This window comes from Pseudomonas sp. GW822-FHT02D10 (genome assembly GCF_058802345.1).
The window spans coordinates 270,457-284,044 of sequence record NZ_JBXAOB010000007.1 but is presented as its reverse complement, the minus strand read 5'-3'; the positions used below and the strand labels follow the sequence as shown (position 1 = coordinate 284,044).

13 protein-coding genes are annotated in these 13,588 nt (G+C 60.1%); 5 read left to right on the top strand and 8 right to left on the bottom strand.

Annotated features, from left to right (window positions below; genetic code table 11):
• Window positions 1–278: 278 nt before the first annotated feature.
• Both AC1RPZ_RS14535 and AC1RPZ_RS14530 read right to left on the bottom strand, forming a co-directional pair.
• Window positions 279–1,037, bottom strand: coding sequence for an anti-sigma factor family protein (locus AC1RPZ_RS14535; protein WP_493137726.1), 759 nt, complete (start codon window positions 1,035–1,037; stop codon window positions 279–281).
• Window positions 1,030–1,542 carry a sigma-70 family RNA polymerase sigma factor gene (locus AC1RPZ_RS14530; protein WP_493137725.1) on the bottom strand — a complete coding sequence of 171 codons (513 nt, stop codon included), beginning with the start codon at window positions 1,540–1,542 and terminating at the stop codon, window positions 1,030–1,032. The genes AC1RPZ_RS14535 and AC1RPZ_RS14530 overlap by 8 nt, the downstream gene beginning before the upstream one ends.
• Window positions 1,543–1,690: 148 nt before the next feature.
• On the opposite strand from AC1RPZ_RS14530, the gene AC1RPZ_RS14525 reads away from it, so the two are divergent.
• Window positions 1,691–2,662 (top strand): metallophosphoesterase family protein, encoded by a 972-nt coding sequence (locus AC1RPZ_RS14525; protein WP_493137724.1) that lies wholly within the window; start codon window positions 1,691–1,693, stop codon window positions 2,660–2,662.
• A gap of 13 nt (window positions 2,663–2,675) precedes the next feature.
• The gene (locus AC1RPZ_RS14520) at window positions 2,676–2,999 is read left to right on the top strand and encodes a cupredoxin domain-containing protein (RefSeq protein WP_493137723.1); all 324 of its coding nucleotides are present in this window, start codon (window positions 2,676–2,678) and stop codon (window positions 2,997–2,999) included.
• Between the two features lie 339 nt (window positions 3,000–3,338).
• Here the strand turns inward: AC1RPZ_RS14520 and hglS are convergent, their stop codons facing one another.
• The 4 genes from hglS to glcD all read right to left on the bottom strand — a co-directional run bounded on the left by hglS (window position 3,339) and on the right by glcD (window position 8,625).
• Window positions 3,339–4,736 carry a 2-oxoadipate dioxygenase/decarboxylase HglS gene (gene hglS, locus AC1RPZ_RS14515; RefSeq protein ID WP_493137722.1) on the bottom strand — a complete coding sequence of 466 codons (1,398 nt, stop codon included), beginning with the start codon at window positions 4,734–4,736 and terminating at the stop codon, window positions 3,339–3,341.
• Window positions 4,737–4,846: 110 nt separating this feature from the next.
• Window positions 4,847–6,064, bottom strand: a complete 1,218-nt coding sequence (glcF, locus tag AC1RPZ_RS14510) for a glycolate oxidase subunit GlcF (RefSeq protein WP_493137721.1) — start codon at window positions 6,062–6,064, stop codon at window positions 4,847–4,849.
• A 3-nt stretch (window positions 6,065–6,067) separates the two neighbouring features.
• The gene (gene glcE / locus AC1RPZ_RS14505; protein ID WP_493137720.1) at window positions 6,068–7,126 is read right to left on the bottom strand and encodes a glycolate oxidase subunit GlcE; all 1,059 of its coding nucleotides are present in this window, start codon (window positions 7,124–7,126) and stop codon (window positions 6,068–6,070) included.
• Window positions 7,126–8,625: a glycolate oxidase subunit GlcD gene (gene glcD / locus AC1RPZ_RS14500; RefSeq protein ID WP_493137719.1), complete on the bottom strand. Its 1,500-nt coding sequence runs from the start codon at window positions 8,623–8,625 to the stop codon at window positions 7,126–7,128. Before glcD ends, glcE begins: the two co-directional genes overlap by 1 nt.
• Before the next feature lie 246 nt (window positions 8,626–8,871).
• Between glcD and AC1RPZ_RS14495 the strand changes: the two genes are divergently transcribed.
• Window positions 8,872–9,945, top strand: a complete 1,074-nt coding sequence (locus AC1RPZ_RS14495; protein WP_493137718.1) for a diguanylate cyclase — start codon at window positions 8,872–8,874, stop codon at window positions 9,943–9,945.
• Window positions 9,946–10,265: 320 nt separating this feature from the next.
• Complete coding sequence (locus AC1RPZ_RS14490) at window positions 10,266–10,568, top strand: hypothetical protein (protein ID WP_493137717.1); 303 nt, start codon at window positions 10,266–10,268, stop codon at window positions 10,566–10,568.
• A gap of 202 nt (window positions 10,569–10,770) precedes the next feature.
• Here the strand turns inward: AC1RPZ_RS14490 and AC1RPZ_RS14485 are convergent, their stop codons facing one another.
• On the bottom strand, window positions 10,771–11,382 hold the full coding sequence (locus AC1RPZ_RS14485; RefSeq protein ID WP_493137716.1) for a glutathione S-transferase: 612 nt from the start codon (window positions 11,380–11,382) through the stop codon (window positions 10,771–10,773).
• A 164-nt stretch (window positions 11,383–11,546) separates the two neighbouring features.
• On the opposite strand from AC1RPZ_RS14485, the gene AC1RPZ_RS14480 reads away from it, so the two are divergent.
• A complete protein-coding gene (locus tag AC1RPZ_RS14480) occupies window positions 11,547–12,443 on the top strand; it encodes a patatin-like phospholipase family protein (RefSeq protein WP_493137715.1) in 897 nt (298 codons plus the stop codon).
• On the opposite strand, the gene AC1RPZ_RS14475 is transcribed toward AC1RPZ_RS14480, so the two are convergent.
• Window positions 12,416–13,336: a MurR/RpiR family transcriptional regulator gene (locus AC1RPZ_RS14475; RefSeq protein WP_493137714.1), complete on the bottom strand. Its 921-nt coding sequence runs from the start codon at window positions 13,334–13,336 to the stop codon at window positions 12,416–12,418. The genes AC1RPZ_RS14480 and AC1RPZ_RS14475 overlap by 28 nt on opposite strands.
• Between the last annotated feature and the right edge of the window lie 252 nt (window positions 13,337–13,588).

The window sequence follows — 13,588 nt, the reverse complement described above, 5'->3', positions numbered from 1 at the left end:
TGCGTTCCTTTCAGGGGCGTAATCTGACCGAACTGGTTCGTTTTTTTTCGTTTGAAATCATTTCACTGAAACAGGATGTGCAGATTTATTCAGAATTTTTGAACGGACAGATTGTCTGCATTGCATTAAAATCTCCCCGTTCGCTCAGTGTCGGGGCTCTTTACCGGTGCATGGATTGCCAGGCCAATACACTGGGCGAACACCTTCCTCCAGGCGCGATAAGCAACATTTCATAGCGCGTCCCATCGGGCCGATGGCCTTCACGTTACGCCCCTCTGTTAAAAAGCACCCTGTTCAAGCAACTGGCTGAAGACTTCCAGCTCGGTTTTTTCCAGATCGGATATCACGATAAAACGCATGTGCTTGTGTTGCCAGGCGACCACGTTGTAGCCGCGGATGGACTGACTTAGCCCGGGTTTATCGGTTTCTGTCGTCGGCAGAATGAACACGTTGATGATGTGTTTCGCCCGCCCATAAGTCAGCGCAGCGGTGGTCTGGTGTTGCAGGTAATCCAGTCGCCCGCCGAGCAACGGAAAACCCTGTGCCGAGAAGTCGAACACCGGCGGCGAAAAGTCCAGCTTGCCGGTAAACCATGGTTTCACCGTGTGCCGGTCGGAGGACGCAACATCGTTCAAATGCTCGGCCATCAACGAACGCACATGGCTGGACACCGCTTCGTCCAGCCAGGGTTGCTCAGGCGAAGGCGTGGCCACATACAACACCAGTGCCATGGCCAGCGCGACCGCGGAAAACGCCGGTGCCAGCCACTTTTGTGCGGCGTCTCTCAGGGCTCGCCAGGGAGAAGTCGGTGACTGGGGATTGGCGAAGACCTCTTGAATCAGTGCGTCGGGCGCCGCGTAATAAGGCGCATAGGTCTTGACGCTGGCGATCAACCGTTGCACTTCGTCATGCACGCGTTGGCAGTCGGTGCATTGCGACAGGTGCTCGGCAACGTTCGCGGTGGTTGCAGCGTCCAGCTCATGGTCCAGGTAGCCATGAATCAGTTCGTGGCAGAGCGTGCAGTTGATCTCATTCATGGCCTTGCAACTTCAGTAGTTCCAGCTTGAGCATGACGCGAGCCCGGGCCAGTCTCGACATGACGGTTCCTATAGGTATGTCGACCACCTTCGCGATGTCCTTGTAGGGCATGTCTTCCAACTCCTTGAGGATGATCATTTCACGGAAGACCGGGGGCAGGGCGCGCAGAGCCTGCTGAACATGGGCGGCGTCTTCCGCCTGCATGGCGAGCCGTTCCGGCGTCTGGCTGTGGCTCAAGGCAAGATCGTCCTGTGAAATCTCATCGCCGATGGCGACCCAACGATGACCGGTCGAGCCCTTGAGCCAGTTGTAACTCTCGTTGCGTACGATCGTCAGGAACCAGGCCCTGGCGTTGCCGTCCGCGAAACGATGCAGAAACCTGAACGCCTTGAGCGCACTTTCCTGCACCACATCATGCGCCGCGCTGTCACTGCCGGTGAGCCAGCGTGCGAGGTTATAAGCCGCATCCATATGTGGCGCAAACAGCTCCTCAAATCGCTTCATAGTGGCTCCAGCCTTTGCCCCCTATAACCCGGATGCGCTGCGTTTTATTCCCGAAATAAAAAATAATTTTTGCCTGGAATAAATCCCCGACCGGCTCGGTTGTACATCCTGTCAGTTCATCAATGTAGACCGCTACGAGGGCGTTCCCATGAACATTCGTTCGACAACACATGAAAAGCGTACAGACGGCCCCTTGGACCCCGACCGCAGAAACCTGCTCAAATGCTCGGCGTGGGCCGGTGCCGGCGTTATCTGGGCGCTGAGCGGCGGTATTCCACGAGCCTTTGCCCTGGGCGAAGATGGCCAGGTGAAGGATCCAGCAGCGCTGGCCAGCACGTTCCAATTCGTGCAAATCAGCGACTCGCACATCGGTTTCAACAAGGAAGCCAATCCCGAACCGCTGAAGACCTTGCAGGTGGCCATCGACAAAGTTATCGCGCTGCCGAAACGGCCTTCGTTGATTCTCCACACGGGCGACATCACCCACCTCTCGAAACCGGAGGAGTTCGACGCCGCTGCGCATTTGCTCAAAGGCCTGCCTTCAACCGTGCACTACATTCCGGGCGAGCACGACACCCTTGATGAGGGCGGCGGCAAGCTCTACCTCGAGCGCTATGGCAAAGGCACCAAAGGCAACGGCTGGTACAGCTTCGACGATCATGGCGTGCATTTCATCGCGCTGGTCAACGTCTTCAACTTCCAGGCCGGCCACGAAGCCACCCTCGGTGCCGAGCAACTGGCCTGGCTGCAGGATGATTTAAAGGCAGTGAGCACCAGCACACCGGTTGTGGTGTTCACCCATATTCCGTTGTGGACGATCTATCAGCCGTGGGGCTGGGGCACCGAAGACGGCGATCAGGCCATCGCGATGCTGCGCAAATACGGTTCGGTGACAGTGCTCAATGGCCACATTCACCAGGTTATCCAGAAGGTCGAGGGCAACATCACCTTCCACACCGCACGCGGCACGGCTTACCCGCAACCCGCACCCGGTGTCGGGCCAGCACCGGGACCGATGACCGTGGCTGCCGATCAACTGCGCAACTACCTGGGGATTACCGAGGTCAAGGCGACGCAGGGCGATCACCCATTGGCACTGATCGATTCGACACTCATTTAGGGACGACGCTGAGATGAAGCATTTACTGCGTGTACTGGCCTTGGGTTGCCTGATGGTTTCGATACCGGCGTGGGCGGAAGGGACCAAAATCGACATCAAGGAATTCATGTTTGGTCCCAAGGAAGTGACGATAGCGGTGGGCACCACTGTGACCTGGGTCAACGACGATCAAACGGTCCATACGGTGATGGAAAAAAACCACAAGGTGTTCCATTCGCCGGCGCTCGACACCAACGACCAGTTTTCCTATCAGTTCAATACGCCGGGGACCTACGAATACTACTGCACGCTGCACCCGCAGATGATCGGGAAGATCATTGTCAGTGGGGCGAAGTGAGGGGAGGGTCGTTGCAACGCAGAAAAAATGGGTGACCCCAGGGTTTGATAACGGTCAATCAAGTGAACGCACAGTTTGAAACAGCAGAGATCTAATGTGGGAGCGAGCTTGCTCGCGATAGCGGTGTGACAGTAAACATGTGTGCTGACTGTAAAACCGCTATCGCGAGCAAGCTCGTTCCCACAGTGGACTTGCTTCGTTTTACAGAATGCATTTCCTTGGCTGATCGTCATTAAACCCAGGGTCGCCCATTTTCATCACGGCGCCGACACCCGCACTTGCAGTCGTCGGCCGATCACAACCGTCACGCAGCGGGATGGCCAACACCCGTGCCACTTATCAGCTCAGCGGCGGCAGATTAAGCGCGGCGCAGCATTCTTCAATCGAGCGCCGCTGTGTATCGGCGTACAGCGCCAGTTCATCGATAGTCGACCGTCCCAGGGCTTTTTCAAACGCGTGCTGGTTTGAGTGCCCCGCGTAGTGGGCTTGTGCGGTGTCGCCGAGGTTCGACTGGAAGATCCCCGCCGCGCTGACCGGCAGAAAGTCTTCGTACACCAGTGGCACGGCGCGGATGTACTCGGCGTCGAGCAAGCCTTGCAACGACGCAGCCCCCATCTCGTCGCTATCGGCGGCCAGGCCTTTTTCGGTGACGAAGTAGCGAAAGTAGGCCAGGCCTTGTTCGCGCATCTCGTTGTAGCTGTCCGGGAAGGCCTTGAAATGCTCCTCCATCAGGCTGTTGTAGCGCGCCGCGTTGGCTTCGTTGGGGAAGTCTTTGAGTTCATCGCGGGCGGCGTTGAGCAGGCGGTCGTAGAGCGCGCGACCTTCAGGCGTCAGCGCGGCGCCGCGTTGTTCGATTTCACCGAAGCGGGCGCTGTGGCTGCCGTGAGCCTGCTGCTGATCGGTGAAGGCGATGGGTTCATCCAGCGCTTTGAAACTGGTCTGGCGCAGCAGGATCGGGCACTGGCGGCGCGGTGGACCTTCGATCACCGCTTTCGGGGTGATGCCGTGTTCGGGCATTTTGGCCTGCACGATGTCGATGTCGAGCGTGCGCGGTGTCAGGTGGTTGATGTGCGGGCCTTTGAAGGCGACCACGTCGGCGATCAACCGATGCTGGGCGCTGAGTTGCTGGTACTGCGCGGCGGTGACGGTGGCGCGGTGGTGCCAGCGGAAAGTTTCCAGTGCCTGTTCGACGAAATCCTCGGCTTGCTGCTCGTTGAGTCCGCCGTGTTGTTCAGACTGCTCGATCAGCGCCAGTGCCTGCGCGGTGAAAATCGAACGCTTGGCCAACACCGATTCGGCAAAGGTGCGCAACTGGGGATTTTCGATCAGCTCCAGGCGCAGCAGCGAGGTGAAGACCCGGAACGGGCTGACCTGCAACGACGCTTCATGCACGGCGCGGAACGCTGTGGAATGCACTGGCACCCCGGCCGGCGTCAGGTCGTAATAGCCGACCGGTTGCATGCCCATCACCGCAAACAAGCGGCAAAGGGTCGCCAGTTCTTGCGCGGTGCCGACGCGGATCGCACCGTGGCGTTCCAGGTCCAGGCGCTCGATTTCGCCGGTACTGCGTAATTGCCGGGCAATCGCAGGATCGCTGTCGAGCACTTGGGCGTTGGTCTGCGCCACCAGTTCCATCAAGGCGCCGTACAACGGCACTTCTTCGCGGTACATGTCTGACATCGCCCGCGAGAAGCGTTGGCGGATCAGGTCTGGGCTGATGACGTTGTGGTTGCTCATAAACACGAATCCCGGCGCAGTGACAGTGGAGTAGGCCGATTCTGTTCGGCGCAGGCATCGCTGGCAAACGAAGTTTCTTCTGAACTTCATTCTGCAAATGACTGCTGCGTTCAGCGCAACATCTGATCCACCAGCTCGATCCAGTGCTTAACCTGCGTCCGTCCGGCGCTGGCGAGGTGGCTCTGACAACCGATGTTGGCGGTGACGATTAGCTCCGGCCGGCCGCTTTCCAGAGCGTTGAGCTTGTTGTCGCGCAGTTGCCGGGCGAGCTCCGGTTGGGTCAATGAGTAGGTGCCGGCCGAGCCGCAACACAGATGACTGTCAGGCACGCTGGTGAGATTGAAACCGAGGCGGGTCAGTAGTTCTTCGACTGCACCGCCGAGTTTTAGCGCGTGCAGCAAGGTGCATGGGCAGTGGAAGGCGATTCGTCGTTCGGTGGCTGCGCACACTCGCTCCAAGGGTTCGTCGCGCAGGATCTCCACCAGGTCCTTGCTCATCTCGCTGACCCGTTTGGCTTTGGCCGCGTAGGCCGGATCGGTTTTGAGCAAATGCCCGTAATCCTTGATGAACGCACCGCAGCCGCTGGCGGTTTGCACGATGGCTTCGGCGCCGTTTTCCAGCGCGGGCCACCAGGCGTCGATGTTCTGGCGGGCGCGATTGAGTCCCTGTTCCTGAGCGTCGAGGTGATAGTCCAGCGCCCCGCAGCATCCGACCTGGCTAACGGTGTTGACGCTGATCCCCAGTCGATCCAGCACCCGTGCCGCAGCGGCATTGGTGTTCGGTGACAAGCCCGGCTGCACGCAGCCTTCGAGCATCAACACTTTTCGCGAATGCACCGAGGTTGGCCATTCTCCCGCTGGCGGCACGTCGTGCGGCAGTTTGGCTTCGAGATCACGCGGCATCAGCGGCCGGAAGGTTGCACCGATCTGCAACAACGCCTTGAACAGTCCGGGATTCGGCGCCATGGCCCGCAAGCCCTGGCGCAACACGCGCTGACTCGCTGAGCGCGGCACCGCCTGATCGACCACCGCGCGGCCGATGTCCAGCAGGTTGTGATAGTCGACCCCGGACGGGCAGGTGGTTTCGCAGGCGCGGCACGACAGGCAGCGGTCCAGATGCAATTGGGTCTGGGCAGTGGCGGGGTGGCCTTCGAGCACTTGCTTGATCAGGTAGATGCGTCCACGCGGGCCGTCCAGTTCATCGCCGAGCAACTGATAGGTCGGGCAGGTGGCATTGCAGAATCCGCAATGCACGCAGGTGCGCAGAATGCTTTCGGCCTCTGCCGCGCGGGGCAGGCGTTTGGCCTGTTCGCTGAGGGTGGTCTGCATGCTTCAGAACTCCGCGTACATCCGGCCAGGGTTGAACAAGCCCTGAGGGTCGAGTTGGACCTTGAGCTGTTGGTGATAACGCAACAGTGCCGGCGCCAACGGCTGGAACGGGCTGTCGCTGACACCGTGGCTGTAGCAGGTCGCATGCCCGCCCAGATCGAAGGCCAGCGACTGTATGTTCGAGGCGTCGGATTTCAACCAGCGTTGCGCTCCGGCCCAATCGATCAGCTGGTCGCCGGGGAGTGTCAGCGGGCCGAGGTTGTTGGGCAGTGACAGACGCCACAGCGGCAGACCTGCATCGAAAAACGCCAGCTGTTGTTCATTCAATGCCTCCCAGTACTGAGAGTCCAGCACCTCGCCACCGAGGCGTTGCTGGGCAGCGCTCACCGAGCCTTCGCCGCCCTCCAGACGCAAGTGCAACTGCCGGCCGTCATGGCTCGCCGCGCTGATGGGCAACGGTTGCTGGCCCCATTCGGCCAGTTGGCTCAAGGCGCGGGCGCTGTTGAGCTCCAGGCTGATGCTCAGGCATTGGCGCGGTTTGGGCAGGACCTTGAGCGAGACTTCGGTGATCACGCCAAGACAGCCGAAGCTGCCGGTCAACAACCGTGAAAGGTCATAGCCGGCGACGTTTTTCATTACCTCACCGCCAAAACGCAGTTGTTTGCCGTTGCCGGTGATCAGCCGCGTACCGAGGACGAAATCGCGAACGGAACCCGCCCAAGGTCGACGCGGACCGGATAATCCGCAAGCGATCATGCCGCCGACCGTGGCGTCTTCACCGAAGGAGGGCGGCTCACAAGGGAGCATTTGCCCGGCCGCCTCCAGCGCCGCCAGCAATTCGCTCAGCGGTGTACCGCAGCGGGCGGTGATCACCAGTTCAGTCGGGTCATAGCTGACGATGCCGCGATGGGCACGGGTGTCGAGTACCTCGCCGGCGACTTCACGGCCGAGGAAGGCTTTGCTGCTGGCGCCTTGAATGCGCAACGGCGTCGCGTTCTCCCGGGCCAGGTTGATCTGTTCCAGTAACTCCGCGCTGGCGTCCCGGTCCTGTTCAATGCGCATCAGAAGCGCTCCAGTTCAGGGAACGGCAGTTGCCCGTTATGGACATGCATCGCGCCGAACTCGGCGCAGCGGTGCAGGGTCGGAATGTTCTTGCCGGGATTGAGCAGGCCTTTACGGTCGAACGCAGTTTTTACCGCGTGAAACACCGTCAGCTCATCGCTGTTGAATTGCGCGCACATCTGATTGATTTTCTCGCGGCCGACACCGTGTTCGCCGGTGATGCTGCCGCCCACCTTGACGCAGAACTCGAGGATCTTGCCGCCGAGGGCTTCGGTGCGTTCCAGCTCGCCGGGCTGGTTGGCGTCGAACAGGATCAGCGGGTGCATGTTGCCGTCGCCGGCGTGAAACACGTTGGCCACCCGCAAGTTGTGTTCACTGGCCAATTCGGCAATCCCCTTGAGCACCCGAGGCAACTCGCGTCGCGGGATGGTGCCGTCCATGCAGTAATAGTCCGGCGACAAGCGCCCGATCGCCGGGAACGCCGCTTTGCGTCCGGCCCAGAACTTCACTCGTTCCGCCTCATCGCGGGCCTGGCGAACTTCACTGGCGCCGGCCTGTTCCAGCACGGCGCGAACCCGCAGACAGTCGTCGCGCACATCGGCTTCAACACCATCGAGTTCGCACAGCAGAATCGCCTCGGCGTCTACCGGGTAACCGGCGTGAACGAAGTCTTCGGCGGCGCGCAAGGCCAGGTTGTCCATCATCTCCAGACCCGCGGGGATGATCCCGGCGGCAATGATATCCGCCACGGCGCGTCCGGCTTTTTCCACGGAGTCGAAACTCGCCAGCAGCACCTTGGCCATCTGCGGTTTGGGCAGCAGTTTGACCGTGACTTCGGTGATGATGCCCAGCAATCCCTCGGAGCCGTTGAACAGCGCCAACAGGTCGAAACCCGCTGAGTCCAGCGCGTCAGAGCCGAGGGTCAGGTGTTCACCTTCGATCGTCAGCACTTCCAGTTTCAGCACATTGTGTACGGTCAGGCCATATTTCAGACAATGCACACCGCCAGCGTTCTCCGCGACATTGCCGCCAATCGAACAGGCGATCTGCGAGGACGGGTCCGGCGCGTAATACAGGCCAAACGGTGCAGCAGCCTGGGAAATCGCCAGGTTGCGCACCCCCGGCTGAACCCGTGCGGTGCGGGCGGCGGGGTCGATGTGCAGGATCTGGTTGAAGCGCGCCATCACCAGCAGCACGCCTTTTTCCAACGGCAACGCGCCCCCGGAAAGCCCGGTGCCTGCGCCACGCGCCACCACGGGCACCTGATGGGCGTGGCAGAGTTTGAGCACGGCCTGAACCTGTTCAAGCGTGCGCGGCAGCAGTACCAGCATCGGCGTGGTTCGATACGCCGAGAGCCCGTCGCACTCGTAGGGTTTGAGCTCTTCTTCGCGGTAAAGGATGTCCAGTTCCGGCACCTGCTCGCGCAGGGCGTTGAGCAACGCGTTCCTGTCGACCGGGGGCAGGGCACCGTCGATGCGTTCGTCGTAGAGGATGTTCATCGCGTCAGACCACTGAAGGGGATAGGGAGCGAATACCAAATCGGAGGCGAGGGCGCTTGCTCCCGCTCGACTGCGCAGCTCCCTTGTCATTTATAGTCAAAATTTCGACAGCGGGCCTTTCAACAGGGCTATTTCGGGCTGCCGGGCGGTGATGGCTATTTGATCTCGTCCTGATAGACTCCAAGACATCCCTGTCTAAGTTACTCGGTGTTTCAGGTCAGTAGTAAAGAGGAGCTTTGGCCCCCTATGACACATAACGGAGGAAAGGGACTTTCACTGGCCAGGAGGCTCTACACGTCGCGAATCCTGGGGATGGTCCTGGGCCTGCTCTGCGTGGGCGCGGCGATCATTCCACTCAACCCGCCCCGTTGGCTGTTGGCGCTGATGCTGTTCAACGGCATTATCTGGCCGCACCTGGCCTATCAATGGGCGCGCCGCTCGCCATCGCCTTATCACGCCGAACACCGCAACGTGTTGATCGACTCGTTCATGGGTGGGTTCTGGGTCGTTGCCATGCAGTTCAATCCCTTACCCAGCACCGCCACGTTGTCGATGATGGCGATGCACAACGTCGCCCTCGGTGGCTTGCGTTTTTTGCTCGCGGGTACGCTGGCCCAGTTGCTGGGTATGGGGGTCGGGTTACTGCTGTTCTTCCCTGTGTTCATCCCGCCAACCCGCCCGGTTCAGCTGTATGCCTGCTTACCGTTGCTGACGCTGTACCCCTTGATGCTGGGCTGGATCTGTTTTCGTCAGGCCCACACACTGGGCCAACACAAACGCGAACTGCTGGCCCTGAGCCGCACCGACAGCCTGACCGGGCTGCTGAACCATGGCACCTGGAAAGATGCGCTGGACATCGAATTTCACCGCTGTCAGCGCCAGCAGCGGGGCGGGGCGATTGCCTTGATCGACATCGACCACTTCAAAGCCATCAACGACACCTACGGCCACGTGGCTGGCGATAGTGTGTTGCGTCAGTTGAGCAAAATGCTCAAGCAAAATCTGCGCGCCAGCGATGTCGCGGGGCGCTATGGCGGCGACGAGTTCTGCGTGATCCTGCCCGACATGCCGCTGGCCCACGCCGCCCAGGCGATGGACGCTTTGCGCGACCGATTTTCGGGGCTGGGTTACGAGCAGAATCCAGCGTTGAAAGTCAGCCTGAGCATCGGCCTGGCGGCGTTCGACCCGATGCACAGTGAAGCGCTGCAATGGCTCAACGATGCCGATGAGGCGCTGTATGCGGCCAAGACCACCGGGCGTAACCGGGTGATTTGTCATGCCGATGGGCTGGTGCAGCGGGTAGCGATGGGGTCGGTTTGAGGGGCTACGGCCTTCAAAACCACCCCACAACTTTCCAAGACCTTTCCGACACCGTACCCTGTTGCCGCGTCTCAGCGTCGCTCCTATAGTTCGAGCTCGCGGAAAACTCCGCGAATGACCTTGGCCGGTCGAGCATAGGTACGCGTCAGCGCTAATAACGTCGTTTCAGAGTCTTTTATCTGAATATCGTTTGCGGCGGCTGTGCGTGGGACACCTTCGGGTGTGCCGGTTTTCCTATGCCCGGTCGGCCAACCCGCGTACAGCTGCCACCTTTCGTTTGGCCGTGAACGGTGAAAGCACTTTTCATAGGAGCTACACCCATGAACGAACAAGTCATGCCCCGCTACCTCCCCGTCGACACCTACGACGCTGCAAACCCCGTGCTCTTCATCAACACCCACAAAGAACTCAGCGACCTGGCCGCCTGCGCCGCGCATCGCTTTACCGTGGTTCGCGACCTGATGGACACCTTGACCAGCCTGTCCCTCAAAGGCATTTCCGATTGCGACCTGACCCGCGTCACCCGTGGCGTGCATTTGCTCACCCGTGAAGGCTGTGCGGTGCTGGAGGTGATTCAGCTGCGGGTGGGGCAGTTGGAGGAAGGGTACAAAGCCACGGTTTAGTGGCTACTGCCAGTCAGTTAAAGTGCGAAACCTGTGGGAGCGAGCTTGCTCGCGATGACGGTGTATCAATCAACATAGATGTTGCATGTGATGGTCTCTTCGCGAGCAAGCTCGCTCCCACACGAGACTTGCTTCGTTTTACAGAACGCATTTCCTTCACTGCATGGCATTAGCCCTAGTGGTCAGGTTCTGTAGGAGGTCTTCAGGTAATCGGTGTGCTGACGAACGCCGGCAGCTGTTCGGCATAGGCGGTGAACGCGCGGATTCTTGGGAATCGCGCGTCACTGACCTGATCCGGCACCACGAGATGGGTGAAGCTCCAGGCCACGGCGAGGGTGATGCCCGCCTGGTCGAGGGAGCCATCGGTCTTCAGCGGCTGCTTTTCGAGTTCCTGTTCCAGCGCCGAATACGCCGCCAGCAACTGCCCGCTCACACGCTCCAGCCACGGTTCATGCTGTTTCTCGGCAGGCCGCAAAGTGCGCTCGTAATAGATCTGCACCGACTTCTCGCAGGCCGCCAGGGCCAGGCCGATCAGCCGCAATGAACGCAGGCGTTGATCCAGCTGCACTGGCATCAGGCTCTTGTCCGGTCCGCTCAGCGCTTCCAGGTAATCGATGATCAAGGTCGAGTCCATCAGCACTTCGCCGTTGTCCAGCACCAGCGTCGGGGCCTTGACCACCGGGTTGATCTGCTGGAATTGCGCAAAGTGGCGGAACACCGACACCGAGGCGTGCTCGAACGGGATGTCCAGCGACTTCAGGCTAATGGCGACGCGTCTTACATAAGGTGAATCGAGCATTCCGATCAGCTTCATGTACAGCTCCTTGGATGATGGGCAGTGCGCCGCCAATTTAGCGGTAAACCCATGACCTTTGCCACTGTCACCAATGCTTGATGCGCAGGCGCTGGGCCGAGTGCAATCGGGCTCAGCCGCTATGCTTGAGAGTCATAGCACCTGAATGGTTCCGGAGGTCTGCCATGCCTGAGGTAAAAACTGCACTCGTCCTCGCCGGTGGCGGCAGCCTTGGCGCGGTTCAGGTCGGCATGTTGCAGGCGCTGGTCGAGGCGGGCGTTGTATTCGACCTGGTGATCGGTGCGTCGGTCGGCGCCATCAACGGTGCGTACTTTGCTGCGCGGCCGAACGCGCAAGGGGTGGCCGAGCTGGCGGACTTCTGGCGGGGGTTGCGCAAGAGCGATGTGTTTCCGTTTTCGCTACTCGATAGCCTGTCGGCGATTTTTCGGCACAGAGGTTTTCTGTTGCAGTCTGCGGCGCTGGAGCATCTGGTGCGGCGGGCGTTGCCGTTCAAGCAGATCGAAGACACCGAACTGCCGCTGTACATCGTCACCACCAATTTGCTCACCGGCGCCGAAGAGCTGCTGTCCAGCGGCAGTGTCGAGCAGGCATTGCTGGCCAGCGCGGCGATTCCATTGGTGTTTCCGTGTGTGCAGATCGGCGACAAGCTGTTGGTCGACGGCGGCGTGGCCAGCAATACGCCGATTGCCAGTGCGGTGTACCTGGGCGCGACGCGGGTTGTGGTGGTGCCGACCGGATTTGGTTGTGACTGCCCCAGTCCGCCGTCAGGGCTGGTGGCGTTGGCGTTGCACACCTTGAACCTGATGAGCATGCGTCAACTGGTGCGCGACATTGAGCTGTATTCACCGCGCGCGGCGATCCATGTGGTCGCGCCGCTGTGTCCGCTGGGGATCTCGGTGTTCGATTTCACCCAGACCGATCAATTGCTGCAACGCGCTTATCAGTCGACCCTGGCCTGGATCGAGGACGGCGGGCTGCTTCGCGCCGGGGTGCCGGGCTCGTTGCAGGCCCACACCCATCATGGCGGTGAGGGTCAGTCCTCGAACCCGACCTGCTCGTGAATTTCATCCATCTTCAGCTCCAGGCGATAGGCCACGGCGATGAACAGCGCCTGGCACAGGCACAAGGTCGCGCTCAAGGAGCGGAACGCAAACGAGGAACCTTCGTTGACCAGCAACACCGTGTTCGCCCGTTTTGCCAGCGGTGACAAGTTGCTGTCGGTGATGATCAGGGTTTTCGCCTGATGAAGCTGGGCGATGCGCAGGCAGTGCTGGGTTTCCTTGCCATAGGGCGTGAAGCTGATGGCAATCACCAGATCATTGGCCCGCACGCTGCGCATTTGCTCGCGGTAGCTGCCGCCGAGTCCCGAGACCAGATGAATGCGCTTGTTGGTGTGTTGCAGGTTGTACACCAGGTAATCGGCCACCGCGAACGAGCGGCGCACCCCGACCACGTAGATGTTGTCGGCATTCACCACCAGGTCCACGGCATTCTCGAAAGACTGGTCATCCAGCTCCAGGCCCAGGCGTTCGATGCCTGACAGCGTGGCGTTGATGCACTCGCGCGCCAGGTCACCGCCGCTGGCCTTCTGCGACTTGTTGGCGATCATGCTGCGAATGCGCTGCTGGTAGTTCTGTACCGGCGTGGTCTTGTGGGTGTACGCCTCGCGGAACAATGCCTGCATTTCGCTGAAACCGCTGAAACCAAAGCGTTGGGAGAAACGCACGATGGCCGAGGGGTGTACTTCGCATTCGCGGGCGATGTCGCTGATGCGGTCGACCATGATCCGGTCGCTCTGCTGGCTCATGTAGCTGGCGATGCGTTTGAGCTGGCGCGGCAGGCTTTCGTATTCGTTGGTGATCAGCTGCAGCAAGCGCTCGGCATTGATCGGGGGGCTGGCGAGGTCGCTCTCGGGCGTGGTCTCGGCGGTAGCCGGCTGATCGGTGCGGGACATAAATAATCCTTCTGGCTTGTTCTTATAGGGCCGCCCGATGAAGCGCTGCCCCTGACAATAGGTTGGCTGTGCGCAGTCTACAGGGTAGGCGTGAATAAAATCTTGAGCCGTGGGTCAGCCAGACAATTGCTGAAACGATGCAGTGTGTCTGGAGCGGTTCTGTAAAAGTTTATTGGAAAAAATATTCCATGTAAAAATTTATTGGAATAAATATTGATTTGTGGGCGCTACCCGTTTTAGTCTGCATCCACC

Excerpts from the sequence above, each read along its gene's own strand:
- AC1RPZ_RS14520 (WP_493137723.1), top strand. The coding sequence starts at position 2,676 with ATGAAGCATTTACTGCGTGTACTGGCCTTGGGTTGCCTGATGGTTTCG.
- AC1RPZ_RS14530 (WP_493137725.1), bottom strand. The coding sequence starts at position 1,542 with ATGAAGCGATTTGAGGAGCTGTTTGCGCCACATATGGATGCGGCTTAT.
- glcE (WP_493137720.1), bottom strand. The coding sequence starts at position 7,126 with ATGCGCATTGAACAGGACCGGGACGCCAGCGCGGAGTTACTGGAACAG.
- AC1RPZ_RS14490 (WP_493137717.1), top strand. The coding sequence starts at position 10,266 with ATGAACGAACAAGTCATGCCCCGCTACCTCCCCGTCGACACCTACGAC.
- glcF (WP_493137721.1), bottom strand. The coding sequence starts at position 6,064 with ATGCAGACCACCCTCAGCGAACAGGCCAAACGCCTGCCCCGCGCGGCA.
- AC1RPZ_RS14480 (WP_493137715.1), top strand. The coding sequence starts at position 11,547 with ATGCCTGAGGTAAAAACTGCACTCGTCCTCGCCGGTGGCGGCAGCCTT.
- AC1RPZ_RS14525 (WP_493137724.1), top strand. The coding sequence starts at position 1,691 with ATGAACATTCGTTCGACAACACATGAAAAGCGTACAGACGGCCCCTTG.
- AC1RPZ_RS14485 (WP_493137716.1), bottom strand. The coding sequence starts at position 11,382 with ATGAAGCTGATCGGAATGCTCGATTCACCTTATGTAAGACGCGTCGCC.
- glcD (WP_493137719.1), bottom strand. The coding sequence starts at position 8,625 with ATGAACATCCTCTACGACGAACGCATCGACGGTGCCCTGCCCCCGGTC.
- AC1RPZ_RS14535 (WP_493137726.1), bottom strand. The coding sequence starts at position 1,037 with ATGAATGAGATCAACTGCACGCTCTGCCACGAACTGATTCATGGCTAC.
- AC1RPZ_RS14475 (WP_493137714.1), bottom strand. The coding sequence starts at position 13,336 with ATGTCCCGCACCGATCAGCCGGCTACCGCCGAGACCACGCCCGAGAGC.
- AC1RPZ_RS14495 (WP_493137718.1), top strand. The coding sequence starts at position 8,872 with ATGACACATAACGGAGGAAAGGGACTTTCACTGGCCAGGAGGCTCTAC.
- hglS (WP_493137722.1), bottom strand. The coding sequence starts at position 4,736 with ATGAGCAACCACAACGTCATCAGCCCAGACCTGATCCGCCAACGCTTC.